Annotated in this window: 20 protein-coding genes and 1 other RNA gene; 9 read left to right on the plus strand and 12 right to left on the minus strand. The window is 68.9% G+C overall.

The window, feature by feature from the left end; translation table 11 throughout:
• Positions 1–87: 87 nt before the first annotated feature.
• Positions 88–309, plus strand: a complete 222-nt coding sequence (locus tag test1122_RS08200; RefSeq protein ID WP_232268504.1) for a hypothetical protein — start codon at positions 88–90, stop codon at positions 307–309.
• Positions 310–689: 380 nt separating this feature from the next.
• Positions 690–1,874: a methyltransferase domain-containing protein gene (locus tag test1122_RS08205; RefSeq protein ID WP_232268505.1), complete on the plus strand. Its 1,185-nt coding sequence runs from the start codon at positions 690–692 to the stop codon at positions 1,872–1,874.
• On the opposite strand, the gene test1122_RS08210 is transcribed toward test1122_RS08205, so the two are convergent.
• Positions 1,858–3,495 (minus strand): penicillin-binding transpeptidase domain-containing protein, encoded by a 1,638-nt coding sequence (locus test1122_RS08210; RefSeq protein WP_338423521.1) that lies wholly within the window; start codon positions 3,493–3,495, stop codon positions 1,858–1,860. The genes test1122_RS08205 and test1122_RS08210 overlap by 17 nt on opposite strands.
• Positions 3,496–3,664: 169 nt before the next feature.
• Between test1122_RS08210 and test1122_RS08215 the strand changes: the two genes are divergently transcribed.
• Positions 3,665–3,934 (plus strand): hypothetical protein, encoded by a 270-nt coding sequence (locus test1122_RS08215; protein ID WP_232268506.1) that lies wholly within the window; start codon positions 3,665–3,667, stop codon positions 3,932–3,934.
• Between the two features lie 15 nt (positions 3,935–3,949).
• On the opposite strand, the gene test1122_RS08220 is transcribed toward test1122_RS08215, so the two are convergent.
• From test1122_RS08220 to ftsE, 7 genes are all read right to left on the minus strand, one after another.
• Complete coding sequence (locus test1122_RS08220) at positions 3,950–4,168, minus strand: hypothetical protein (RefSeq protein WP_338423522.1); 219 nt, start codon at positions 4,166–4,168, stop codon at positions 3,950–3,952.
• A gap of 251 nt (positions 4,169–4,419) precedes the next feature.
• Positions 4,420–5,397 carry an oxygenase MpaB family protein gene (locus test1122_RS08225; RefSeq protein ID WP_232268507.1) on the minus strand — a complete coding sequence of 326 codons (978 nt, stop codon included), beginning with the start codon at positions 5,395–5,397 and terminating at the stop codon, positions 4,420–4,422.
• Positions 5,398–5,582: 185 nt separating this feature from the next.
• Positions 5,583–5,974, minus strand: a transfer-messenger RNA (tmRNA) gene (gene ssrA / locus test1122_RS08230).
• A 95-nt stretch (positions 5,975–6,069) separates the two neighbouring features.
• The gene (gene smpB / locus test1122_RS08235; RefSeq protein ID WP_232268508.1) at positions 6,070–6,549 is read right to left on the minus strand and encodes an SsrA-binding protein SmpB; all 480 of its coding nucleotides are present in this window, start codon (positions 6,547–6,549) and stop codon (positions 6,070–6,072) included.
• Between the two features lie 17 nt (positions 6,550–6,566).
• Complete coding sequence (locus tag test1122_RS08240; RefSeq protein WP_232268509.1) at positions 6,567–7,709, minus strand: S41 family peptidase; 1,143 nt, start codon at positions 7,707–7,709, stop codon at positions 6,567–6,569.
• Positions 7,710–7,787: 78 nt separating this feature from the next.
• Positions 7,788–8,702, minus strand: coding sequence for a permease-like cell division protein FtsX (ftsX, locus tag test1122_RS08245; RefSeq protein ID WP_232268510.1), 915 nt, complete (start codon positions 8,700–8,702; stop codon positions 7,788–7,790).
• 9 nt (positions 8,703–8,711) lie between these two features.
• Positions 8,712–9,401 (minus strand): cell division ATP-binding protein FtsE, encoded by a 690-nt coding sequence (gene ftsE / locus test1122_RS08250; RefSeq protein ID WP_232268511.1) that lies wholly within the window; start codon positions 9,399–9,401, stop codon positions 8,712–8,714.
• Positions 9,402–9,665: 264 nt separating this feature from the next.
• On the opposite strand from ftsE, the gene test1122_RS08255 reads away from it, so the two are divergent.
• Positions 9,666–9,854, plus strand: coding sequence for a hypothetical protein (locus test1122_RS08255; RefSeq protein WP_232268512.1), 189 nt, complete (start codon positions 9,666–9,668; stop codon positions 9,852–9,854).
• Positions 9,855–9,943: 89 nt separating this feature from the next.
• On the opposite strand, the gene test1122_RS08260 is transcribed toward test1122_RS08255, so the two are convergent.
• From test1122_RS08260 to test1122_RS08275, 4 genes are all read right to left on the minus strand, one after another.
• Entirely contained in the window at positions 9,944–10,663 is a 720-nt protein-coding gene (locus tag test1122_RS08260) for an LPXTG cell wall anchor domain-containing protein (protein ID WP_232268513.1), read from the minus strand.
• Between the two features lie 277 nt (positions 10,664–10,940).
• Entirely contained in the window at positions 10,941–12,050 is a 1,110-nt protein-coding gene (prfB, locus tag test1122_RS08265; RefSeq protein WP_232268514.1) for a peptide chain release factor 2, read from the minus strand.
• Positions 12,051–12,207: 157 nt separating this feature from the next.
• Positions 12,208–13,425: a serine/threonine-protein kinase gene (locus test1122_RS08270; protein ID WP_232268515.1), complete on the minus strand. Its 1,218-nt coding sequence runs from the start codon at positions 13,423–13,425 to the stop codon at positions 12,208–12,210.
• 168 nt (positions 13,426–13,593) lie between these two features.
• A complete protein-coding gene (locus test1122_RS08275) occupies positions 13,594–15,099 on the minus strand; it encodes a serine/threonine-protein kinase (RefSeq protein ID WP_232271821.1) in 1,506 nt (501 codons plus the stop codon).
• Between the two features lie 401 nt (positions 15,100–15,500).
• Between test1122_RS08275 and test1122_RS08280 the strand changes: the two genes are divergently transcribed.
• The 5 genes from test1122_RS08280 to test1122_RS08300 all read left to right on the plus strand — a co-directional run bounded on the left by test1122_RS08280 (position 15,501) and on the right by test1122_RS08300 (position 25,083).
• The gene (locus tag test1122_RS08280) at positions 15,501–18,329 is read left to right on the plus strand and encodes an FHA domain-containing protein (RefSeq protein WP_232268516.1); all 2,829 of its coding nucleotides are present in this window, start codon (positions 15,501–15,503) and stop codon (positions 18,327–18,329) included.
• Positions 18,330–18,804: 475 nt separating this feature from the next.
• Complete coding sequence (locus tag test1122_RS08285) at positions 18,805–20,154, plus strand: ABC transporter substrate-binding protein (RefSeq protein ID WP_232268517.1); 1,350 nt, start codon at positions 18,805–18,807, stop codon at positions 20,152–20,154.
• A gap of 6 nt (positions 20,155–20,160) precedes the next feature.
• Positions 20,161–21,450 carry an ABC transporter permease gene (locus test1122_RS08290; RefSeq protein ID WP_232268518.1) on the plus strand — a complete coding sequence of 430 codons (1,290 nt, stop codon included), beginning with the start codon at positions 20,161–20,163 and terminating at the stop codon, positions 21,448–21,450.
• Positions 21,447–22,361, plus strand: a complete 915-nt coding sequence (locus tag test1122_RS08295) for a carbohydrate ABC transporter permease (protein ID WP_232268519.1) — start codon at positions 21,447–21,449, stop codon at positions 22,359–22,361. The genes test1122_RS08290 and test1122_RS08295 overlap by 4 nt, the downstream gene beginning before the upstream one ends.
• A 535-nt stretch (positions 22,362–22,896) precedes the next feature.
• Positions 22,897–25,083 carry a bifunctional glycosyltransferase/CDP-glycerol:glycerophosphate glycerophosphotransferase gene (locus test1122_RS08300; protein WP_232268520.1) on the plus strand — a complete coding sequence of 729 codons (2,187 nt, stop codon included), beginning with the start codon at positions 22,897–22,899 and terminating at the stop codon, positions 25,081–25,083.
• Positions 25,084–25,127 lie beyond the last annotated feature (44 nt).

Raw genomic sequence — 25,127 nt, forward strand, 5'->3', positions numbered from 1 at the left:
TGAGCAGCAGGAGCGGCGCCGCGTGCTCTACACAGCCGTGTATCTCGGTCTCGACTTGGACGAGCGCGCCCTCCACGGGGGTGCCCGGTGAGCTGCCTGTGTGGCGCCCAACGCCCGGCCTGGCATGACATGCCGCCCCCGGCCGCCTCCCGGTTCTCCTGTGTCCGTCAGCCGGAGCACGATGGGCTGCACCGCGATTTCCTGGGTGAGAGCTGGATCGACCCGGACTCCGAGCTGGCCCAGGACCTGGCTCTGGTCATTGCCGCTGACCAGTTGCGGGCCCTGTGCGGATGGGGTGATGACCAGTGATGACGATCAGGGTGTACCGGGTACGTCCGGACGGGAAGCGCGTCACCATCAAAGAGAGCGAATCGACCAAGGGCAGCCCGCCGCCCATCAGTACCGCCTTCCCTCCATGCTCGTGCCCGAAATGCGGGAAGACCAGGAAGAACGAGTAGCCACCATGCCTGCCCAGACTGTGCCGTGCGATGCGAGCGGCGACGGACGCAGCTGCGTCTGCATGCAGGTATCCAAGTGAAGCCGACCACCAACCGAGCGAAGGAGAAGACGTGATCACTTTGGAGACCACTCCGGGCGAGCCGTGGCCGGTGCCGCCTGAGCCACCGTCCCCGGACGGGGGTCCGCGTACGGCCGGATCGGCCAAGGGAAAGCGGGTTAGCTGACCTGTGGTGACATCTGAGGGTAAGGGGGAGCGGTCCGGACTGGGCCGTTCTCTCCTCGGTTCGGGGTATCTGGCGCCCGAGTGGCTACCCGCGTTCTCAGCGGTGCCCCGCTCGGCGTTTCTCCCCGATGTGATGTGGCCGTTCGACATGGACACGGGCAAGAGCGTCTGTGTCAGCCGGGCCACCGATCCGGAGGCCTGGGCGGCATACGCTCATGCCAACATCCCTGTGGTGACGCAGTGGGATGACGGCGCTCACAGCGGGACAGCTCCCGGCGAGGCGGCGACGAGTTCGGCGAGCATGCCGAGCGTGGTCTTCTCCATGCTCCGGGATCTCGATGTCCATCCTGAGGACCGGGTGTTGGAGATTGGCACCGGCACCGGATGGAATGCCGGTCTCCTGGCGCACCGGGTGGGGGCGTCCAACGTGGTCACCATGGACGTGGACCAGGACGTATCGTCGCGTGCCCGCGCGGCGTTGGGCCGGTTCGGCATGCCGGTGGAAGTCGTCACCGGTGACGGCGCCCTCGGTCATCCGGAGGGCGCACCGTACAACCGCGTCATCGCTACCTGCGGGCTCCGGCGCGTCCCGTACGCATGGGTTGAACAGTCAAGCCCTGACGGCGTGATCGTCGTCCCCTGGGGGACGGACTACAGCAACCAGGACGCGGTAGCCCGGCTGACGGTACAGAGCGAGAACCAGCGTGCCGAGGGACATTTCACCGGGCCGGTGGAGTTTATGAAGCTTCGCGCCCAGCGAGCGGAGTACTTGCCGCACAGTGCATACGCTCCCAACGGGGTTTCGGATGCTGATAAGTCATCCACGGCTATCACAGAATGTGAATTCATCTCAGGGAGGTTTGATGCTGGTCAATTCGCCATCGGGCTCCGCGTGCCCGACTGCCGTAGAGCTGTCGCGGACAAGCGGGACGGTGTCCGGCCTGTGTGGTTCTACGGGCTGAGTGATCTTTCGTGGGCCGTGGTTGTCTTCCGCGACGGGCAGCCGGAGGCCACGGTGTACCAGTCCGGTGCCCGTCGGCTCTGGGACGAGGCAGAGGCCGCCTACCGATGGTGGGAAGGAGAAGGCAGGCCGACCTATGAACGCTTCGGACTCACCGTAACGCCGGACAGCCATACCGTATGGCTGGACGAGCCGACGCATGCGCTCATCCGGCTCAGCGCCCGGCCCTGAGCACATCCGCCACGACCGGCCCCGCGGCGTCACCGCCGTGGCCGCCCTGCTGGACTACGGCTGCCGCCGCGATATCGCCCCGGTAGCCGAGGAACCAGCTGGTGGCGTCCTCGCCGTCCGCTTCCGCGGAGCCGGTCTTGGCGCCGATGTCGCCGCCCAACGGGGCCATCACCTTCGCGCCGGTGCCGCTGGTGGCCGTGCGGCGCATCATCGTGCGCAGCTGCTCCGCGACCGAGGGCGACAGCGCGCGCGAGGCCTTTGCCAACGGGCGGTTGTCCAGCTCGACCGGGACCAGGATGGGCTGTTTGAAAATACCGGCCTTGGCGGTTGCCGCCACGGAGGCCATATTGAGCGGATTCATCTGAAGCTGTCCCTGCCCGATCAGTGCTGCCGCCTTATTGGGGCCGCCGGCCTCGGGGATGGTGCCGTCGGCGGTTGGCACCCCGATCTTCCAGTCGTCCCGGCCGAGGCCGAAGACCTCGCGGGCCGTACGGGTCAGGTCGCCATTGCCAAGGTCACCGGCGAACTTGATGAACGCGGTATTGCAGGACCGGGCGAAACTCTCCGCGAATGTATCGTCGGGGGTGATCTCGAACTTGTTGAGATTATGGAACTGTCTGCCGCCTCCGTTGGCGTACTTGGGGCATTCGGCCTTCTTATAGGCGGAGACCAGTCCCTTCTCGAGAAGCATCGCCGCACTGACCACCTTCATCGTGGAGCCGGGCGGCTGCTTGCCCAGGAAGGCTGTGTTGAAGCCATCCGCCGGGTTGTTGGCGAAGGCGAGTATCCGGCCGGTGGAGGGCTGGACAGCGGCGACCGATGAGGTGTCGAATTTCCGCACGGCCTGCTCGGCGGCGCGCTGCGTCGCGGCGTCCAGTGTTGTACGGAGCTTGCCTGGCTTGCCCTTCTTGATGGTGTGCAGTGTCTCACCGGTCTCGCCATGCGCGTCCGAAATCCACACCTCGCTGCCCGGCGAACCGCCCGCGTCGTCCCCGTATTCCTGGCGCAGCTGCGGCAGGACGGCGCTCAGCGAGGGATAGGTCTCCGTGTCCAGCACCGTGCCGTTGCGGTCAACGACCTCGACGGGCGGGGCCTTTGCCGCACCGGCCGCCAGCGACTCACCCCGCTTGAGCTTTGGATGGATCACCGACGCCTGCCAGTCGACGAGCGCCTTCCCGGAGCGTTCGCCCCGTTTTACCCGCAGCGAGGAGTCATACGTCCATGTCGAGGTCTTCCCGTCGACCACGAGCTCGGCCCGGACCGAGAAGGGAATCTTCACGCCGTCCTGCTCCGCTGCGGTGAGCTTCAGCTCCGAGATGTGCAGGTCCTCCTGAAAGCTGTCCAGCGCCGGGCCCGCGCTCGCCGCGTTGTCGGTAAGCGCGGCGGCCTGCTCTGGCTTGCCCTTGGCCCACGCCGTCAGAAAAGCCCGCGCGGTCTTTCGCGCTTCCGCCTCGCTCACCGGTCCGGACTTCACCTCCGGAGCCGGACTCACCCCCGAACTTCCGGTCAGCCCCTGGTAGAGGTTGTAACTGCCGACTCCGGCAAACCCCACCATCGTGGCGAATACGCCACCGACGATAACCCTCGCCCCGGTTTTCATGATCATCCCATCTGCGGCCATACGTGGTCAGTGACCCAGACCCAGAAAGAAGGCGAATGGTTGTACGAGTCATGGACTCGATCCGGTAACCATGCACATTCACCAGTTCGAGGGGCTCATCCGATGAACGCTGCCGCGGCAGCCAGCGTGCGCGTAGCTTCAGGCCGTGCTCGAAGCTCACCGCACTGACGTGACGATCCACGTCCCCATCAGCGTCCGGGACCGGCTGGCCATGCTGGCCGAAGCCCGGGGGACATCAATTCGTGCCCTGCTCCAGGAGTTCGTGGAGTCCACTCTCACGCCCGAGGAACGTGAGGCGAGGGTTGAGGAAGCCAAGCGCTACGTCGCCGAGTATTTCGGCGTTCATGTGACCGAGGGGGACATGGTGGAGACGCAGCGCAAGCTGAGCGAAGCCTTCGCGCAGCAGAGAGCCGCTCGCAGGACCGTACAGGCTGAGTAGATGCTCCCCTCGCGGTCACGCGTCGGCAGCGGGTGCCGACGCGCCTGGCCTCCGATCCGCCTCCGGGAGCCACGTGCCCGGAGGCCGGTCCAGCCAGCGCCCCTCAGCCGCCAGCGTGCCGGCCGCCGCCGTGAGCGCGTCCAGGCCCGGGTGGCGCAGGCCGTGGCGCCAGGCCATGGAGACCGGGAACAGCGGTACCGGGTCGGCGAGCGGGCGTAGCACCATGCCGGTCATGGCCGCGGCGCTGGCGGCGCTGGTCGCGGCGGCGGGGCTGGGGCGGCGGGCTGCGTGGGCCTGAACGTGGAAGGGCGCGGGAGGGTTCGGGGCCAGTTCAACGCGTACCCTCCCGCGCCCGGTTCAGAGCGATCTGAATGCATACAGTCAAGCGGATTGGCCTGCACCGGTCAAGGTATAGACCAAACCGGGGAAGACACGAATCAGCGTGCCGGGACACGGATTTGACGTACGGGCCGACCGGATGAGCGTCAGCCGCCCGGCACATAGTGCTTGCCGGAGCCCCGTTCACTCTCCGGCGGCAGATAGCGTGCCGGGGCCTCCACCAGTGGGGCGTTCGCGGGGAGTTCGCCCCTCGCCCGGGCCCAGCCCGCCTTGGCTCGCGGGTGGTAGCGGCGGGACTCGGGGACCAGCTGCCAGCCGTAGTGGATCAACCGGCCCAGCAGCCGCAACCGTCGCTCGTCACGGTGTGTCCAGCGGTAGCCGAGGCGCTCGCGGACGGCGGGCGGGAAGAGGCCGACGGTGAACCACACGGTGAACCGCGCCTGCGGTCCGCGCAGGGCCGTCCACACCCAGTCCGGCATCCGGCGCAGCGACGGCGGCTTGGCGATATGCCGGATGTCGAGGACATCACGCGTCGGCTGGTTGTCCTCCAGTACCCGCTCCGCCATCCGGTCCCAGTACGCCCGGAACTCCTCCCAGCTCCCCGGTACCGGGCGCATGCTCACCCCGTACATCCGGTACCAGCGCACATGCTCATCGAAGAGCTGCCGCTTCTGCGGCTCGCTCAGTCCCGGACCGAGGCGGTCGGCGACAAGGACCGTCAGCATGAAGAAGGTGGCGTGTGCCCAGTAGAAGGTGTCGGGGTCGAGCGCGTGATACGGGCGGCCGTGCCGGTCCACGCCCTTGATCGCGTCGTGGTAGCCGCGCACCTGCCGCGCGGTCCGGGCGGCGCGCGGGCCGTCGTAGACCACGCCGCCGATGGGGTAGAGCGAACGGAAGAGCCGCTGCCAGCGCTCCTCAAAGAACGTCGAGTGCTCGGCGACCCCGGCGCCCAGCCCGGGGTGCATGTTCTGCATCGCCCCGGCCCAGGGCGCGAGCAGCACCCCGCGCCAGTCCCCGAAGTACTTCCAGGTCAGCGTAGTCGGCCCAAGCGGCTCGGGCTCCGCCTGCTCATCCTGCTCTTGCTGCTTCTGCTGCTTTCGCTGTCTTTCCTGACGGGCCGTCATGCCCGCAGGATAGATGGCGTGCACAGCTACCACCAGGGGCCAGGAAAGATCAACAGAACCTGACCGGCATCCCTTGCAAGAAGTGACCGTCTGACCCCGCTGGGTGAAAATGCCCGGTGAGACGGCTAGCCCGAGCGCACAAAAGCCTCTGACCTGTTGATTTACAGGTCAGAGGCTTTCGCTCTGAGTGGAGATGGCGGGAATCGAACCCGCGTCCAACGGTGCGGAAGGAGGGCTTCTCCGAGCGCAGTCTGCGGATGACCCCCGCTTGCGCGGGGAGTTTTTCTCAGCCCTGAAGCTCTCGCAGACAAGTCTCCGTGGGCTCAGTCACTGTTTGATGTCCCGGCAGGCCCCGTGACCGGGCCTACGCGGTGAGTTCCCTAGCTGATGTCAGGAACCGGGTCGGGAACGCACCCGGGCTGACACTCCGCAAGTCGCTGCTTAGGCAGCGAGGGCGAAGGAATCGCGCTTAGTGTTGGCGATTATTTTTTTGCGGCACATGGTTAGCGAGATCATTGCCGCGTTCCTCGGCTCGCTTCCCCTACTTCGACATCCGCTGTCGAAACCGATCATCCCCATGTTGAGTTAACAAACGGCACGCTCCGAGGAGCAGCGCCGGTGACCATGGTACGGGACCAGGCCACATAGATGCCAACCACTTACCGCCCGGGTTTATGCCCGCTGGCGGCGCCGGACCGCCGAGATCGCCCGCTCGGCCTCCCGCCGGTCCTGCTTCTCGCGGAGCGTCTGCCGCTTGTCGTACTCCCGCTTGCCCCTGGCCAGGGCGATCTCCACCTTGGCCCGGCCGTCCTTGAAGTAGAGCTGGAGCGGAACCAGGGTGAGGCCGCTCTCCTGAAGCTTGCCGACCAGCTTGTCGATCTCGGCCCGGTGCATCAGCAGCTTCCGCTTGCGCCGGGCGCTGTGGTTCGTCCAGGTGCCCTGGGTGTACTCCGGGATGTGCACATTGTGCAGCCACACCTCACCGCCGTCGAGCTGCGCGAAGCCGTCCACCAGCGACGCGCGCCCCTGCCGCAGCGACTTCACCTCGGTGCCCGTCAGCACCAGCCCGCACTCGTACGTGTCGAGGATGAGGTAATCGTGCCGCGCCTTCTTGTGCTGCGCGATGAGTTTGCGACCCGTCTCTTTAGCCATAGCCGGGCCATTCTTTCCTAAGCTCGGGCCGCGAGGCCACTCAATACTGTCCGGGCCTTGTCCTGGGCCCGCTCCCCCGAGCGTACGGCCACATCGGGCGTCAGCCCCTTGCCGTCCACGGTACGCCCCCCTGGAGTCGTGTAGTGGCCGACAGTGAGCTCGGCGACCGAGCCGTCCGGCTGCTTCTGGGGCATCTGCACCGACCCCTTGCCGAAGGTGCGCGAGCCCACGACGACCGCCCGGCCACGGTCCTGGAGCGCCCCGGCCAGCAGCTCGGCGGCGCTCATCGAGCCACCGTCGACCAGCACCACCAGCGGGGTCTCGATGTTTCCGCCGGGCTCGGCGTACAGCGCGCGCTGGGTGTCACCGTCGCCGTACGTGGCCACCAGGCCGCCGTCCAGAAAGGCGGAGGCCACCGCGGTGGCCTCATGGACCAGCCCGCCGGAGTTGCCCCGCAGATCGAGCAGGACGCCGGTGCCGGGCGGGATCTTGGCCATGGCCGCGCGCACCTGCTCGCCGGAGCCTGTGGTGAAGGAGCTGACGCTGATGCGGGTGGCCGCCGGACCGAGCCGTCTGACGGTCACCGCCTCGGTGTCCAGCCGGGTGCGGCGCAGCTTCTCGGTCCAGTCCCGGCCATCGCGGCTGAGCCCCAGCGCGACCCGGCTGCCGGCCACCGCGTCGCGGTTCCGGTCGTCGCCACGCAGCCGGGCGACGACCTCGGTGACCGGGACACCCGTCACCTCGGTGCCGTCGATGGTGCGCAGCCGGTCACCGGAGCGGACCCCCGCCCGCTGGGCGGGGCTGCCGCCGCTGACCCGGGCCACCTCGACCGTACCGCCACGGCTGCGCTTGACCGCGATACCGACGCCGACATACATGCCGTCGAGCGCCCTGCGAAGCCCTTCGTACTCACGGGCCGTGTACGCGGCCGCCCACCGGTCGCCGCTGCGGCTGACGAGCGCGTGGGCATCGCCCTTGGGATCCTCGGCGACGACGCTGGGGCTTATCGGAGCGCCCTGGCCCTGGCGCTCACCCTCCTTGGTTTCGCTGCTCCATGACCCGGCCGCGAAGCCGGTCACCAGGACGCTGGCGAAGACCAATGTCAGGGCAGCCCCGCGGCGGATGCGGCGGGGCTGGACGAACATCCACGGTCCCGACATGTTGCGGAGTCTAGGACAGATGAGGGCGCCGTACGGCCGGTTGACCGTACGGCGTCCGCGTCGTATCTCACATCTGGCTCATACCTTCAGGTACTTGCGCAGAGCGAGGAAGGCAGCAACGGCGGGCATCAGTACACCCACCGCGAGAATGAACGGCAGCACCTTCACCACCGAGTCCCAGCCGATGAAGTCAATCAGAACGATCTTCTCCGACAGCCAGTTGTTGATCAGGAAGTACTTGCCACCGATCAGCAGTACGCAGGCAAAACCCGCTCCGATCAGGCCCGCGATCGCCGCTTCCAGGATGAACGGCATCTGGATATAGAAGCTGGAGGCGCCCACCAGCCGCATGATCCCGGTCTCCCGGCGACGGCTGAACGCCGAGACCCTGACCGTGTTCACGATCAGCAGCAGCGCGACGATGAGCATCAGCGCCATCACACAAACCGCTGCGATATTCATCCCATTGAGCAAGTTGAACAGGTTCTCCAGGAGACTTCGCTGGTCCTGGACCATCTGAACGCCCGCTCTGCCCTCGAACGCGGTTTGGATCACCTTGTACTTGGTCGGATCCTTGAGCTTGACCCGGTACGACTCCTGCATCTGGTCCGGGGTCAGCGAGGAGGCCAGCGGGGAGTCCTTGAACTCCTCCTTGAAGTGCTTGTATGCCTCTTCGCTGGACTCGTAGTAGACCTTCTCAACGACCTGGTCGAGCTTCTCCAGGTCCGCCTTGATCTCGCGCTTCTGCTGGCCGGTGACGGCACCCTTGGTGCAGTTGCGGTCGTTCTCCGCGTCCACCTTGTTGCAGAGGAAGATCGACACCTGGACCTTGTCGTACCAGTAGCCCTTCATCGTATTGACCTGTTCGCGGGCCAGCAGCGATCCACCGAGCAGGGCCAGTGAGATGGCGACGGAGACGATCACCGCGAAGGTCATCGTGAGATTGCGGCGGAGACCGACGCCGATCTCCGACAGTACGAACTGGGCGCGCATGGCGTCCTTTCAGTGCTGGTAGCCGTAGACACCGCGCGACTGGTCGCGCACGAGACGGCCCTTTTCGAGTTCGATCACGCGCTTACGCATCTGGTCGACGATCTGCTGGTCGTGGGTGGCCATCACAACCGTCGTCCCGGTCCGGTTGATGCGGTCGAGCAGCTTCATGATGCCGACAGAGGTCTGCGGGTCGAGGTTGCCGGTCGGCTCATCGGCGATCAGCAGCATCGGGCGGTTGACGAAGGCCCGGGCGATCGCCACACGCTGCTGCTCACCACCGGAGAGCTCGCCGGGCATCCGGTCGTCCTTGCCGCCAAGCCCGACCAGGTCAAGCACCTCGGGCACGGTCTTGCGGATCTGCCCGCGCGACTTGCCGATGACCTCGAGGGCGAAGGCGACATTCTCCCCGACGGTCTTGTTCGGCAGCAGCCGGAAGTCCTGGAAGACGGTGCCCAACTGGCGGCGCATCTGCGGCACTTTCCAGTTGGAGAGCCGGGCGAGATCCTTGCCCAGGACATGCACCTGGCCATAGGTGGCCCGCTCCTCACGGAGGATGAGCCGCAGAAAGGTGGACTTGCCGGAGCCGGACGAGCCCACCAGGAAGACGAACTCACCGCGCTCGATCTCCAGCGAGACATCGCGGAGAGCGGGGCGGTCCTGCTTGGAGTAGCTCTTGGAGACGTTGTCGAAGCGAATCACTGATTTACACCACGTCGACCTGGGTAGGGGCAGCGGAAGCCGCGGCGCGACTCCTCGTCGGTGTGGGCGACCATACGCGACCTGGCCAGCGCCCCGCAGTCGGCGCCCGCTTTAACGGGTTTATCCACGGGAGCAACAGGCATAAAGCAGGCATTGGCCATGCTCATCTGCGTTCCGCGCTGAACCCTGGCACAGTGGTGAGCACAGATCCTTGGGGAACATCTCACTCCCCATCCGCGTTGGCGCTATCGAGGAGGAGATCGCATGACATGCGACCGACTGGTGTGCGCCAACTGCGCGGGCCCCGTGAGCGAGGCTCGCTGCGTGGTCTGCCGCGCCGAGCGCAACCGGCTGCACCGCCAGGAGGGCGGCGCCGGCCTCCCCCCGGCTGCCCTGGTACTGCTGCTGCTGACACTGCTGGCCGTGGCCCTGGTGGTCCCTCTGAGCAGCTGAACCGCCCTGACGGTTTCCGTCAGAGACACACACAAGGGCCCGGACACATTGCGTGTCCGGGCCCTCGCTGTGTGTACGCGCTAGGCGCCTCAGGCGGCGGCAGCGCCACCGTCACGGTTGATGAGCCGCGGCAGCATACGGAAACCGATGCCACCGGCGATCATCGTCGCCGCGCCGATCAGCAGGAACGTGGTCTCGGCGGCACCCGTCTCGGCCAGCTCCTCCTTGGGGTTGTCCGAGGACGGCTTGTCCGCGGACGGCTTCTCCGGAGCGGTGATCTGCTCCTTACCCGCGGAGTCCGGCGTGGTGCCGTCACCGTCACCACCGGTACCACCGGTGGTGTCCGGGTCCAGCCCGCCGTCATCCGACCCGCCGGTACCGCCACTGTTGCCGGTGCCACCGTTGTTACCCGAACCGCCATTGGTCGGGTCGCCCGGCTCGTCCGTCGGGTCCGGGTCGCCCGGCTCGTCGGTCGGGTCGGGGTCACCGGGCTCGTCGGTCGGGTCCGGGTCGATCGGGTCGTCCGTCGGGTCCGGGTCGATCGGGTCCGGGTCGATCGGGTCGTCCGTCGGCTCCGGGTCCGCCGGATCACCCGGGTCCGAGCCGCCGCCACCTACACTCTCGACTCCAAGAATGCTGCTGTCTTCTTCAGCCTTGGCCTCAGCGCTGATCCCGGCGTCACCGAGCTCGGCCTCACCAGTAAGGCCAACAGCCTGCGCGGCACCCGCGGCGGTGAGCGACGCACCGGCGGCGAAAACCGCACCGGCAGCGATACGCGCAACGCGCACCCGCGTCTTAGAATTGGTCACTACCAACTACCCCCAGTAGCTATTCGTTCAATGGAGCAGCGGTACCGGGCTGTTGCTGTGCCGAGGCTCTCAAGCTCGGAAGCCACCATCACTTCAGTGACCAGGCTTCCCGCTCGCCCCCCACACGCACGCCCCTGGCACACGCCTGCCGAGCGAACAGCTTTCCCATTTTTCACACCATCGTCAAGCCAGACCTTTGTGAAATGTCCGTGCTGTGCACCGACTTGCCTTTACAAAGGCCAGAGTGTGATCAATTCGACACCAATTGAGGCTGGTTCTAGGCCTGTTCCTGCTGCTTGCGCCAGCGGATACCGGCCTCCAGGAAGCCGTCGATGTCACCGTCGAGAACGGCCTGGGGGTTACCGACCTCGTGATCCGTGCGCAGGTCCTTGACCATCTGATAGGGCTGCAGGACGTACGAACGCATCTGGTTGCCCCAGGAGTTGCCGCTGTCGCTCTTGAGGGCGTCCATCTTGGCCTGTTCCTGTGCCCGCTGGTGGGCGAGCAGGCGGGCCTGCATCACGCGCATCGCGGCGGCGCGGTTCTGGATCTGGGACTTCTCGTTCTGGCAGGAGACCACGATGCCGGTGGGGATATGGGTCATACGGACCGCCGAGTCGGTGGTGTTGACCGACTGGCCACCGGGACCCGAAGAGCGGAAGACGTCGACGCGGAGTTCGTTCTCCGGGATGTCGATGTGGTCGGTCTGCTCGACGACCGGCATCACCTCGACGCCCGCGAAGGAGGTCTGGCGGCGGCCCTGGTTGTCGAAGGGTGAGATCCGCACCATCCGGTGGGTGCCCTGCTCGACAGAGAGGGTGCCGTAGGCGTAGGGCACCTTTACCGAGAAGGTGGTGGACTTGATGCCCGCCTCTTCCGCGTACGAGGTGTCCAGCACCTCCGTCGGGTATCCCTTGCGCTCGGCCCAGCGCAGATACATGCGCTGAAGCTGCTCGGCGAAGTCGGCGGCGTCCACGCCGCCCGCTTCCGCCCGGATGCTGACCATGGCCTCGCGGGGGTCGTACTCACCCGACAGGAGGGTACGGACCTCCAGCTCGTCCACCGCCTTCTGGACGGACTCCAGCTCGGCCGTGGCCTCGACGCGGGTGTCGGCGTCGTCCTCCGCCTCGGCGAGCTCGAACAGCACCTCAAGATCATCGATCCTGCTGTGCAGCTCCTCAACCTTGCGGAGCTGGCCCTGCAGGAAGGAGAGCTTGCTGGTGACTTTCTGGGCGCTCTCGGGGTCGTCCCACAGTGTGGGGGCCGCCGCCTGCTCCTCGAGCACGGCAATGTCAGCCCTCAACTTGTCGAGGTCAAGGACGGCCTCGATCGACTCCATGGTGGAGGAGAGGGACTTCAGCGCTTCGGATACATCGACGACTGCCACGCCTCCAGCCTAACGGCTGGGGAAGCCCAGCCGTCCGGGCCGTTCGCCGGGGGCTCTCCTGCCGTGGGTGTTTTCCGCGCAGGCCCGTCGATTTGCCCTGCGGTTTCCTGCTATACGACTTCCACAGCTTCTGTGGCTTCTGTGACTTCTGTGGCTTTCACGGTGTCGACTGCTCCACCGCGGGTGGTGGGTCGTCGGGGTCGCCGGTGAGGGCCAGCCAGCCGCCGACGCCCAGTGCTACGGCGGCGGCCGTCCCGGCGGCGGCCAGCTTCATCCGGCGGCGGCGTTCGGCTGCGCGGTGGCGGGCGGAACCGGCGCGCCGCTGGCCGGGGGCCCGGGGTGCGCGGGCGGTGCCGTGGGCGCCGCCGGCCAGCTCGTCGGCGCCGGGCACCCGCATGCTCGTATGCGTCTCGCGGTTGGCGGAGTCGGGAGCCGTGCTTGCGCGCACCAGCGGAATGGCGCCCCGGAACGGCGGCTGCGGCTGCTGGGGCCCGGCTGGGGCGACATAGGGCGCGTACGGCGGCTCGGGTTCGGTCTCCGGCTCCGGCTCATCGATCTCCAGCGCCGGGTATCCGGCCAGCGACGGCAGCAGGTCCCGTAGCCGTGCGCCCACCTCCATCGCCCGCAGCCGGGACGCGGGCGCCTTCGCCAGGCACTGGTGGATGAGCTGCCACAGCTCATCCGGGATGCCGGGCAGCGGCGCCACCCGCTCGGTGACATGGCGGCGCAGCACCGCACCCGGGTGACCGCCGCCGAAGGGGGTGAAGCCCGCCAGGAGCTCGTAGAGCACCGTCGCGAGGGCGTAGATATCCACCGAGGCGCGGGGCGGCAGCCCTTCGACGATCTCGGGCGCGACATAGTCCGGGGTGCCGACGACCCGGCCCGCGCCGCCCCGCCGGGGCTCGTCGATCAGCTTGGCGACGCCGAAGTCGGTGAGCAGCGCGCGCCGGGTGTCCCCGTCGAGGAGGATGTTCTCGGGCTTGACGTCCCGGTGGACATACCCGGCGGTGTGCGCGGCGGCCAGCGCGTCGGCGATATCGGCGGCCAGGGCCACGGCGTCGGACGGGGTGAGCCGCCGCTCCCGGTCCAGCAGGGTGCGCAGATCCGTACCGCGGATGAGATCCATGACCAGCGCGAGGTCATTGCCGTCGACGACCAGGTCCCGTACGCCGACGACCCGTGGATGGTCAAGGCTGACCAGCGCGGCACGCTCCTGCACAAAGCGGCCGACCAGCTCCTGGTCGGAGGCGAGATCCTCGCGCAGCAGCTTGATGGCGACGGGCCCGTCCGGCCCCTCCCCCAGCCACACTGTGCCGGCGCTGCCGCGACCCAGGATCTGGTGAGCCGTGTACCGACTGCCGATCTTCCGTGCCATGGCGACAAAACTACGCGGCAAGAGGGTGCGGCGGGGCCACGGATGGCAGTAAGAGTCACTTCTGTGAGGGAAAGACCCTCACGAAAGTCGATAAATCTCCGGATTGGCTGACTGGGTGACTGGGTGACTGGATGGCCGGGTGGGCGGATGGGCGGATGACCTGGTCGGCTAATTACTGAAGAAGTCCTGGACCGAGTTGAACCAGTCCGTGGCTGCCTGCCAGAAGCTCCTGCCCTGTGCCACCCACTCCGGGACCGGGGTGAAGTTCCAGATGAGCGCCACGATCACAACCATGATCAGGATCATGAAGAGGCAGCCCTTGAGGCAGCCGAGCCCTGGAATCCGCATCGGATTGGCACTGCGCTGCCGAGGCTGGCGCGGCGGGGCGGGCTGCCGAGCCGGGGGCCGCTGTGGCTCGTAGCGCTGGTGCTGCGGCTGCTGAGGCGGCGGCGGTGCGTAACGCTGCGGCGATGCCGCAGGGCGGGCGGGACGGCGGGTGGGCCGACGGCGCAGTGGGTCCTGGCTCGGGTCCAGCGGCTGGACCTGGGTCTGCTCATTGCGGTCCCGGGCGGCGCGCAGCTGGTTCTGCCAGGGGTGCGGGTCCTCCGGCTGTGACGGCATGACGGCGGTGGGGTCGGCGCCGCCGGTCTGCGGCATGACGCTGGTCGCCGCGCTCGGGTCGTACGAACCGCCGGTGGGCAGCACCTGGGTGGGGTCGGCGGCCCCGGTCTGGCCTTCCCCACTGCCCGGAACGGTCGTGGGGCGCGGGTCCGGGGCGAGCAGCGCGGCCACACCGAGCGCGGCGCCGCGCTGCTCGGGCGTGGCGTTCGGTGTGAGGCCGCCGGCCACCGTACGGAGCCCACGGGCCAGCGCCTCCGCGCTGGGCCGTTCCTCGGGGCTCTTGCGCAGACAGTGCTCGATAACGGTCCACAGGGGCTCGGGCACCTGATCCGGGCGCCGCGGCTGCTCACTCAGATGCCGGTGCAGCACCTCCAAGGCGGTGCCGCCGCCAAACGGGGGCCGCCCGGTGAGGAGTTCATAGAGCAGGATGCCCGCGCCGTAGACATCGACGGCGGAGGTCTGCGGCTTGCCCTCGGCGGACTCCGGCGCGACATAGGCGGGGGTGCCGACGAACTCATGGGTGCGGGTCAGTCCCGGGGAGTCGGCGAGACGGGCGATGCCGAAGTCGGTGAGCATCGGCCGCATGCCCTGATCCCCGTCGGCCAGCAGAACGTTGGCGGGCTTGAGGTCGCGGTGCACCACGCCGTCGGCATGGCTGGCGGCGAGGGCGTCGGCGACCTGGGCGGTGAGCAGGGCCGCACCGAGGGGGGTGAGGGGCCCGTTCTCCCGGAGGTAGCGATGCAGGTCGGGGCCCTCGACCAGGTCCATGACGAGGGCGAGGAGGTCGCCCTCGACCACCAGGTCGCGGGTGCGGACGATGTTCTCGTGGGTGAGCCGCAGCAGCACGGAGCGCTCGCGCAGGAAGCGCATCACCACATCCGCGTCGTTGGCCAGCTCCTCCTTGAGGACCTTGATCGCGACCGTCTCGCCGGGCTGCCCGGCCACGGCCGCCTCGGCACCCGCTGTCTCCCTCTGACGAGCTCGCCAGACGGTGCCCGTGGCGCCGCGTCCGAGCGGTTCCTCGAGCAGGTATTTACTGCCTACCGGCCGCACGTCATCGGCTCCCTGATCTGGATTGCTGCTTACGGGGTCCGTCTCTTCGGCCCGCTGCCCCGACCGCTCCACTGTAGTGCCGGTCGTACACGTCGTCGGACAGGTCATCGGACAGGTCATCGGACAGGTCGCTGAGGCGGGTGAGTCTTCCGGCAGGACGTGATCGGCGAACGTTTGGTTGCCGATCGCGTGCCGCCCACGGTCGAGACGCTGACATCTCAGGGACACACCTGGTCACAAAGCCTTCATAAATGGATGTGAACTCGGCCACATATGAGCGCGCTTACGTATCTCCCCAGCCAATCAAGATCATTGAATGGCTCTCCCGGGGCGGGATGTCTGTCACGGGTGCGAGGATGCTCTCTGCAGCGGTGGGGTTGTGGATGAACCGGGAGGGGCCGATGCCGAACCAGATCCGGCTCACTGTCCTCGGGCCGCGCGGCGGTCCCGGGGAGCGCGGCGAATGCGATGTGCTGGTCACAGCCCCCGCGGGAACCGTGCTAGCGGCCGTGACAGGCGGTCTTGCTACGGCCTTCGCCGCAGCGTCCGGCACCGCGGGCGCCGGTGACACGGTCGCCGTGTACGCCGGTGCGGAGCGGCTTGACCCACAGCGCCAAGTGATCGGCGAAGCCCCGCTCGTAGATGGCGCGGTGCTGTCGCTGTACGGACCGTCAGAGCAGCCCGCCTCACCCTCGCCGGGCGGAACGCGGCTTCATGTGGCCGCCGGACCGGACGCGGGCGGCGTCCATCTGCTGCACGGCGGTCAGATCCGGATCGGCCGCTCGGCCGAGGCGGATGTGCCGCTGGACGACCCGGATGTCTCCCGGCTGCACTGCGTGGTGACCGTGACGGAGACCGGCGCGGTGACGGTGACAGATCTGGGCTCCACCAATGGCACCACCGTTGACGGCGCCGCGGTCCTGGACCGCCCGGTGCCGCTGCGCCCCGGGGCGGCGCTGCGGCTGGGCGAGACGGTGCTGCGGCTGCGGGCGGAACGGCTGGGCGAGGAGTCCGGGCCAACGGGTGAGGGGCCCGGTCCAGCGATGCCGGGCCCGGGCGGTGAGACGGGCGGCGGTACAGGCGGTACGGGCGGTACGGGCGGTACAGACCCTGCGGGCGGCGCGGGCGGTACGGACGGGACGGCGAGCGACCGCAGCCGTCGGCCCACCCCGCTGCGCGGCACGGCGGCACCCTTCGCACCGCAGGAGACCGAGGAGCACGGCTTCGCCCGGCCGGAGGCCGGCCCGGCATCGGACGCCCGGCGTGGACGCGGCGGCATAGGCGCCTGGGCCCGCCGGTTCGCCGGGAAGCGACTGGATTCCGAGCGTACGGTCCGTACGGTCCGGATGGACCCGACAAGCCACACCACCGGCGAGCTGGCCCCGCCCCCGCCGGCCGCCGTACCCGCGCCGGATGACGGCCGCTGGCCGGATCCGGCGGAAGTGCTGCTGACCGCGCTCGGCCCCGGGCCCCGGCTCTGGGAGCGCGGCATCGGCCACCCCGACGCGCTGACCGTACGGCTGGGCACCGCACACCATGGCGCACAGCCGGACGCGCCGGTGACGGTCGGGCTGCGGGAAGCCGGTTCGCTGGGGCTGGCCGGACCACGGGCCCGGCTGCTGCCGCTGGCCCGCTCGGTGCTCGCCCAGCTCGCCGTGCTGCATCCGCCCAGCGCCCTGGAAATCGTGCTGCTCGCCCCCGGCCGTGGGCGGGAGACTCAGGACTGGTCGTGGCTCGGCTGGCTGCCGCAGCTGCGTCCGGCCCGGGGGCAGGACTGCCGACTGCTGTTCGCCTTCGACCGCGACCAGGCCACAGCCCGCACCAGTGAGCTGGCGCGACGGCTGGAGGAGAGCGAGCAGCCGCCTGGGCCGGCCACCGTGCTGGTGGTCGACGGCGACCCGGGCACGGCCGCGCTGCGGGAAACCGTGACCCGGCTCACCACCAGCGGCCCCCCTGCCGGGGTGCATGTGCTGTGCCTGGCCGAGACCCCGGCGGCGACGCCCTCCTCCCCGCTCGCCGACACGCTGGCCACTGCGCAGGAGACCTCTCCCGCCTTCCGGGAATGCGGCACCGTCGCGCTGCTGAGCGGCGCCGTCGCCACCGCGGTCCGGGTGGTCCGCCGGGGCGGCGCCCCGGCTGGCGAGGTGGCGACCGTGGACGGTGTCTCGGCCGCCTGGGCCCAGCGCTTCGCCCGTGCCCTGGCACCGCTGACCGAGCCGGAACCCACCGGCGAGGCCGCCACGGCAGCCCATCCGGCCACCGCGCTGCCGACGAGCTCACGGCTCCTGGACGAGCTGGGCCTGGCCCGCGCCACCCCGGCCGCGCTGCTGGCCCGCTGGACGGCGGCCGACCACAACTGCGGGGCCAGCCTGGTCTTCGGCGCGGGCACCCGGGGACCGGTCGGCGCGGATCTGGCGGCCGACCGCAGCCATCTGTTCATCAGCGGCGCGAGCGGCAGCGGCAAGACGGAGCTGCTGCGCTCGCTGGCGGCCGCGATGGCCGCGGGCGAGCGGCCCGAGCGGCTCAGTCTCATACTCATCGACGGCGGCGGCGACGGGCTGCGGGTCTGCGGTGAGCTGCCGCACGTATCGAAGTATCTGGGGCCGGGCGACCCGGTGCGGATGCGGGAGTTCGCGCAGGAGCTCAGCGGTGAGCTCAAGCGGCGGGCGGAGCTGCTGGGTGGGCGGCAGTACGAGACGTACGTCCAGGAGAGCGGCACATCGCAGGGTCCCCCGCCACGGCTGGTGGTGCTCGTCGACGACTTCGATGTCCTGGTGGACCCCGCGCTGGGCAACCCGGGCCGGCCGGCCGCCGGTTCGGTCGTACGGGCGCTGGAGGCCGTGGCCCGGGACGGGGTGCGGCTGGGGGTGCACCTGATAGCGGCCACCGGTCGCCCGGATCGTACGGCGCAGACGGTGGCCGATCAGGGGGCGGCGATGCGGGTGTCCATAGGAGGTGACCCGGAGACGGCGGAGTCACTGCCGGGACGTGGCGTGCTGCACCGGCCGGACGGCTCGATGGTCCCCTTCCAGGGGGGCCGGGTGACGGGGCGTATTCCCCGTACCGCCACCCTGCGGCCCACGGTGGTGCCGCTGGACTGGGCCCGCGCCGGTGATCCGCCGTCCCGGCGGCCCGTCCGTGAGCTGGGTAACGGGCCGACGGATCTGGCTCTGCTGGTCAGTGCGATGGAGCGGGCGGCGCGGGAAAGCACGCCGCCGCTTTCCCGTTAGGGCCGTCTCCCGGCGCCCCTTCCCGGCTGTGCCGGTATCCGGCTCCGCCGCGTGGCGGGGCTTTGCCCGGCTGCGGGGGTGCCGTGGTGGGGTTCCCCGTATCCCGCCCCTTCCCGGAACCGGGGCTTCGCCCCGGGGCCCCTGGGCGGCCGGTGCGGGCCGGTGGCCGGGTGTTGTGCCCACCAAGCGTCGCGAGCTCCGTTGCGGGGTGGGCCGGAGCGCTGTGGCTGGGGTGGGTGGGTGGTTGCGTAGCAGGGCGGGCCTACGCCCCTCGCGGGGCTGCGAGTGCCCACAACGGGGGGGCGGGGTCAGTGCTCACAACGCCCGCGATTGGCGTAACGGGGCCATCACAAGGGGGGACAAGAGTAGGACTGTCCTATTGCAGGTGGGCCCGGTCCGGGTTAGGACTATGCGCACGGGACGTGCGGTGCGGCCGTTCGACAACGGGGGCCGTGCCCTGAACGGGACGGTGGGCATGCGCACTTCAGTTCGTAAGACACGTAATCGCACCGCGATCGCCGTCGTGCTCGCGCTGTCCCTCACCGCCTGCGGCAGCGAGGGAAACGGCGACGGTGGTGACGGCGGCAATGATCCCGTTACCGTCCAACTGCCCGACCTCAAGGGGCAAAAGCTCCAGGTGGCGGCCGTCTGGACCGGCCCGGAACAGCGGAACTTCCGCAAAGTCCTCGACGAGTTCGAAAAGCGCACAGGCGCCGAGGTGAGCTTCACTCCCACGGGGGACAATGTGGCCACCTTCATCGGCTCAAAGATCGAGGGCGGCGCGCCCCCGGATATCGCGATGCTCCCGCAGGTCGGCGTCCTGCATCAGTTCGCCGACAAGGGCTGGGTCAAGCCGGTCGGTAAGACGACCCGGAGTCAGCTGAGCAAGAACTTCTCCCAGGGCTGGCAGGATCTCGGCGCACACGACGGCGAGCAGTACGGCGTGTACTTCAAGGCCGCCAACAAGTCGCTGATCTGGTACAACACCACGGCCTTCGAGAACGCGGGCGTGAGCGAGCCCAAGACCTGGAAGTCCTTTCTGGAGACCGCCCGCACGATCTCCGACTCCGGTGTCGCGCCGGTCTCCGTGGGTGGTGCGGACGGCTGGACGCTCACCGACTGGTTCGAGAACATCTATCTCTCCCAGGCCGGGCCCGAGAAGTACGACCAGCTCGCCGAGCATGAGATCACGTGGACGGACGATTCCGTCAAGGACGCCCTGACCGCCCTGGGCAAGCTCTTCGGTGAGAATGAACTGCTGGCCGGTGGCCGCCGAGGCGCACTGCAGACCGAGTTCCCGGACTCCGTCACCAAGACCTTCTCCGACCTTGAATCGCCGGAAGCCGCGATGGTCTTCGAAGGCGACTTCGTTGGCGTCAATATCGCCGACGGCACCAAGGCGAAGATCGGCGAGGACGCCAAGGTCTTCCCGTTCCCGGCGGTCGGCAAGGACTCCCCGGTGGTCAGCGCGGGCGACGTCGCTGTGGCGCTCAAGGACAACAAGGGCGCCCACGCCCTGATGACCTTCCTCGCCTCCACCGACGCCGCCAGGATCTGGGCCGAGGCGGGCGGTTTCATCTCGCCCAACAAGGAGCTGGACACCGCCGCCTACCCGAACGATGTACAGCGGGATATCGCCGAAGCCCTGATCAAGGCGGGCGACGACTTCCGCTTCGATATGTCCGACCAGGCCCCGGCGGCCTTCGGCGGTACGAAGGGCCAGGGCATGTGGAAGGCGCTGCAGGACTTCCTGAAGAACCCGGACAATGTCGCGGGCGCCCAGCGCGCCCTGGAGTCATCCGCGGCCAAGGCCTACAAGAACTGACCGGCGATGTCGGTTATCCGAGCCCGCCCCTGGGTCGCCGCCTGCTTTCTCCTGCCAGCCCTGCTGCTGCTCGGCGCCCTCGTCGTCTATCCCATCGGGTACTCCCTCTACCGGAGCTTCTTTGACGCCGCCGGCACCGGCTTCGTCGGCCTGCACAACTACGGCGAGATCTTCACCGATGACGGCATCCTGACCGCGGTCAAGAACAACGCGATCTGGGTGACGGTCGCCCCCACCGTCGCTACCGTCCTTGGCCTGATCTTCGCGGTGCTGACCGAGCGGATCCGCTGGGGCACGGCGTTCAAGCTGATCATCTTTATGCCGATGGCGATCTCGATGCTGGCGGCCGGGATCATCTTCCGGCTGGTGTACGAGCAGAATCCGGACCGCGGTGTGGCCAACGCCGTATGGGTCGGCGTCCATGACGCCTTTACCGACGCTTCCGCCTGGCCTGGCGCACGGCCGCGCCCGGACGGGGAGCTGGCCGGACCCAGTGGCGGCCCGTTCACCACCCGGTCCACGGTCAGCGCGACCGATCCGGCCCATCTGCCGCTGGTGGGCGTCAAGCCGCAGGATGTGGCGGACGCCGCCGAGGCGAAGGCGGCCTCCCCCGGCACCGGCGACGGGGTCACCGGCACCGTCTGGCTGGACTTCAGCCGGGGCGGCAAGGGCAAGCCAGGTGTCATCGACCCCGGCGAGAAGGGCCTGGCCGGGGTGGAGGTCGAGGCGGTGAAGGACGGCAGGGTCGTCGCCTCGGCGAAGACCGGCGAGGATGGTACGTACTCCCTCCCGCCCGAAGCGCGGGGCGCCCAACTACGACTGCCCGCAGCCAACTTCGCCGCTCCCTACAACGGCGTCGACTGGCTCGGCCCGACCCTGGTCACCCCCGCCATCATCGGCTCGTATATCTGGATGTGGGCAGGCTTCGCGATGGTGCTGATCGCGGCGGGGCTGGCGGGCGTCCCGCGCGAGCTGCTGGAGGCGGCCCGGGTGGACGGGGCGAGTGAGTGGCAGGTCTTCCGCAAGGTGACGGTGCCCCTGCTGGCCCCGGTCCTCGCGGTGGTCCTCGTGACGCTGATGATCAATGTTCTGAAGATCTTCGACCTCGTCTTCATCATCGCCCCCGGCGCCACCCAGGAGAACGCCAACGTGCTCGCTCTCCAGCTCTATCTCTCCTCCTTCGGCGCTGGTGCGAACCAGGGCGTGGGCAGCGCGATCGCGGTTCTTCTGCTGCTGCTCGTACTGCCGGTCATGGTCTTCAATGTCCGGCGACTGCGCAGGGAGACCCGGCGATGAGCGTGAGTACGGATGTGAGTGCGGATGTAAGTGCGAGTGCCACCAAGGCAAGGCCAACGGTGCCAGCGGTCGCTGCCCGGGTAGCCAAGCTGGCCAGCGGCAGTGTGCTGCGGGTCTTTCTGATTCTGATCGCGCTCTTCTGGCTGACGCCGACGGCTGGGCTGCTGCTGTCCTCCTTCCGTGACCCGGCGGATATCGCATCCTCTGGCTGGTGGACCACGCTGGGCGACTGGTCGCAGCTCACCGCCACCAACTACCAGTCGCTGCTGGAGAACGACGCCATCACCAACTCCCTGATGACCACCGTCGTGATCACCCTGCCCTCCACGGCACTGGTGGTGTTCGTCGGGGCGCTGGCGGGCTACGCCTTCGCCTGGCTGGACTTCCCGGGGCGGGACTGGTGGTTCCTGGCGGTTGTCGGTCTGCTGGTGGTACCGGTGCAGGTGGCGCTGATTCCGGTCGCCAAGCTCTTCAATGTAATCGGGCTCTTTGAGACAACGCCCGGTGTGGTCATCTTCCACACCGCGTTCGGGCTGCCCTTCGCCATCTTCCTGCTGCGCAACTTCTTCGCGGAGATCCCGCGTGAGCTCCTGGAAGCCGCACGGCTGGATGGTGCGGGCGAGATCCGGCTCTTCACCCGGGTCGTGATGCCGCTGGGCGGACCGGCGATCGCCTCGCTCGGCATCTTCCAGTTCCTGTGGGTGTGGAACGACATGCTGGTCGCGCTGATCTTCGCGGACGCCGGCAGCCCTCCCATCACCGTCGCCCTGCAACAGCAGGTCCGCCAGTTCGGCAACAACATCGATGTCCTCGCGCCCGGCGCGTTCGTCTCGATGCTGATCCCGCTTGCGGTGTTCTTCGCTTTCCAACGGCAATTCATCTCCGGCGTCATGGCCGGCGCAGTGAAGTAACAGCGGGCTCCCTTTCCCCAACCCCTCCCCTTCCCGAACCTGGGGCTGACGCCCCCAGACCCCCCACAGTGTTGTGGGCAGTCGTTCCGCAGGGCGGAACGGGTGGGCACAACACCGGCCCACGCAGCCGCACCGGCCAACCCCGGGGCCCCGGGGCGAAGCCCCGGTTCCCGGGAAGGGGCGGGATACGGGGACACCCACCCACGGCAAGCCCGGAGCGGGCAGAGCCCCGCCACGCGGCGGAGCCGCACATCGGTACAGCCGGGAAGGGCCGGGATACCGGGAAACCCACCACGGCACCCCCGCAGCCGGGCAAAGCCCCGCCACGCGGCGGAGCCGCATATCGGTACAGCCGGGAGGGGCCGGGTCGGGGAAACCCCGCCCCGGGGCGAAGCCCCCCGCGCGGCGGAGCCGCACAGCCGGGTGCGTTGGGCCGGACGAGGGGTTCTCGGGGCGTAGTCGCGCATATGCATGGATACCGTATGCGAACCACGCATTATCGGGTTAATAGACCGCGCCCACCCGTGGATGTGCCGTGCCCCGCTTCAGCATCATCGTCCCCGCCCACCATGTGCAGGCATACCTGCCCGAGTGCCTGGACTCCGTGCTCACCCAGTCCTTCACCGATCTAGAGCTGATCGCAGTGGATGACCACTCACCCGATGCCTGCGGTGAGATCCTCGACGAGGCCGCTGCCGCCGACCCCCGAGTGACCGTGCTGCACCTTCCGGCCAACGCCGGCCCGGGTCTGGCCCGTAACGCCGGAATGGCACGGGCCACCGGCGACTATCTGCTCTTCCTGGACAGCGATGACACCCTCGCCCCCGGCGCGCTGCAAGCCATCGCCGACCGGCTCTTCGACACCGCCGAACCGGATGTGCTGGCCTTCGGCCATGTACGGACGTTCTGGCACGGAGGCAGCGACCGGGGCGGCCGTGTCGGGCCGCTGGCCCAGCGCGATCCGCAGGTCTTCCAGCTGAAGGACCGCCCCGCGCTGCTGCGGCTGCCACCGGTCGTATGGAACAAGGCGTACCGCCGTGAGTTCATCGAGGAGCACGGTTTCGCCTTCTCGCCCGGCGCGTACGAGGGCACGCCCTGGACGTGGTGCACACTGCTCACCGCCGAGGCGGTGACGGTGCTGGACCGGGTCTGTGTGCTGCACCGGCAGCGCCGCCAGGGCGGTCTGCTGGCCGCCCAGAGCCGCCGTCACTTCGATGTCTTCGCCCAGTACGACCGGGTCTTCGCCTTCCTTGAGGACCGGCCCGAACTGGCCTGCTGGCAGGCGGTGCTGTACCGCCGGATGACCGACCACCTCACCGCCGTCTTTCTCGCCCCGGGTGAGCTGCCCCGCTCCTGCCGGGCGGAGTTCTTCCGGCGCAGCAGCAAGCAGTGTCTGCGCCATCAGTCCGCCGCCGGGCGCACCAGTCTGCGCCATCTGCTCGTCCGACTCGGGGCGCGCCGCACCTTCCAGCTGCTGTGGGCGGTGGCCGGGCTCCGGCGGCGGATCAGGGACGTAGGCCGGTCGCTGCGCTCGGCAGCGCTGCGGCTGCACTACCGGCTGCAGTGCCACCGCCGGCTCGACCCCGCCCTGGCCGTGTTCAGCTCGCCCGGGCGTGAGGGGTATACGGGCGACCCTGCCGCCATCGAGGCCAAGGCCCGGGAGCTGGTGCCGGGCCTGCGTACCGCCTGGGTGGCCGACCCGGAGCACGCCGACACCCTGCCGCACGGGGTGCGGCCGCTGCACCCCGGCTCGGCCGCGTACTGGACGGCGCTGGCCCGCGCCACCTATCTGGTGACCGATGGCGAGGGGGAGCCCGGGCTGCGTAAGCGCCCCGGCCAGACCCTGTTGCAGACTCACCGGGGGACCCCGCTGGGGCGGATGGGGCTGGACCTCCAGGACCACCCGGTAACCGTCGCCGACCTGGACGTGCCCGGACTGCTGGAGCGCATCGACACCTGGGACTACAGCCTCTCCGGGAACCGCCACTCCACGCTGGCCTGGGAGCGCGCGTATCCAGGCGGCTATACGACCCTGGAGTACGGCGCACCGCGCAACGATGTGTTCCATACGGCCACCGCCAGCGATGTCGCCCGGGTACGGGCGGAGTTGGGGATTCCCGAAGGCACCACGGCCATTCTCTACGCCCCCGTCCACCGGGACTATCTGCGCGGCGGCCGCTCAGTGGGGCTGGCAGGGCTGAATCCGCGTCGGCTGGCCCGTGCGCTGGGGCCCGGCTTTGTGGTGCTCGACGCCGCCGCCCACCGCTCGCTGGCCCGGCTGTGCCTGGCCGCCGACGCGCTGATCACGGATTACGCACCCGTCATGTTCGACTACGCCAACCTCGACAGGCCCATCGTCATCCATGCCGAGGACTGGGAAACATACCGGACAACCCGGGGCACATACTTCGATCTGCCCAGCGCCCCGCCCGGCCCCGTCGCGCAGGACCTGCAGACCCTGGTCAGCATCTTCCGTAGCGGCGCCTGGCGCGCCCCGGGCGCCAGCGCGTTGCGGGCGGCCTTCCGGGCCCGCTTCTGCCCGTATGACGACGGGTTCGCGGCGGACCGGGCAGTCCGCGCGATCTTTATGGACGGCGCAGGTCTGGCGCCTGTGGTGCCGCTGGAGCTGCGCCGCCCGGCGCCCTCCCGGCCACGCGGCCGGGGCCGGGTGATTCCTCCCGCACAGCCTCGCGCCGGTGTCCGTCAACCCGTGCGCATGTGACTCACACGACTCATCCCTCAAGTCGCGCCCCTCACACACCGAAG

This window comes from Streptomyces gobiensis, assembly GCF_021216675.1.
Classification (GTDB): domain Bacteria; phylum Actinomycetota; class Actinomycetes; order Streptomycetales; family Streptomycetaceae; genus Streptomyces; species Streptomyces gobiensis.